The sequence below is a fragment of the Agathobaculum faecis genome, from assembly GCF_014287995.1.
Taxonomy (GTDB): Bacteria; Bacillota; Clostridia; order Oscillospirales; family Butyricicoccaceae; genus Agathobaculum; species Agathobaculum ammoniilyticum.
Genome location: NZ_JACOPL010000080.1, coordinates 1 through 605, shown reverse-complemented (window position 1 = coordinate 605; position 605 = coordinate 1). Strand labels below are relative to the sequence as shown.

At 52.2% G+C, this 605-nt stretch carries 1 protein-coding gene; it reads right to left on the bottom strand.

Features of this window, described 5'->3' with window-relative positions; all coding sequences use genetic code 11:
• Positions 1-605: S8 family serine peptidase (locus H8S45_RS15945; protein WP_186950628.1), on the bottom strand; the 605-nt coding region annotated here is incomplete at both ends.

Sequence of the window (605 nt, the reverse complement as noted above, 5' to 3'; positions counted from 1 at the left end):
TCTGACGGCTCCGGCAGGATAACCATACCGTGTCCGGTTTTGCTGTCGAAGCCCTCCGCCCCAATATCCACACAATGGTCCCTGAAAAAGCGCATCATTGCCTCGTGGGTCAGCGGCTTCCCTGTTTTGTCGATAAAAAAGTCATTGACCAGGCACGCCATACCGCAGAGCCACGGAGCCGAGAAAGACGTTCCGGTCTGTTTGCCATATGTAGTCACGCCGGTTTCTTTTGCGAATTTCACAACCTGCCTGTCCGGCGCGGCAAAATCAAGATATTCCGTCGTAGAGGAAAAGTCCTCTGGAATGGCTTTGTTATTCTGGATGTAGTACGCTCCAACGGTCGTCACGGCATCGCACTGCGCCAGCTCCACATAATCCGTGGAAGAATCATTACCCGCCGCGACAAACATGTTAAATGTCCCCAGCCCATCGATCACCGTCTGGTATTTCTGGGCAAGGTATTTGTCGCAGATCATGTCAAACGAACAGAACACAGAGGTAATGCCGTATTCTTCGATATATGGCAGGCAATCATCCTCCAGTCCGCAGTAGCAGTCCTTCCCTGTCCTCGCCCTGCTGATTTTGGAAAGCTGGACTAACCGTGC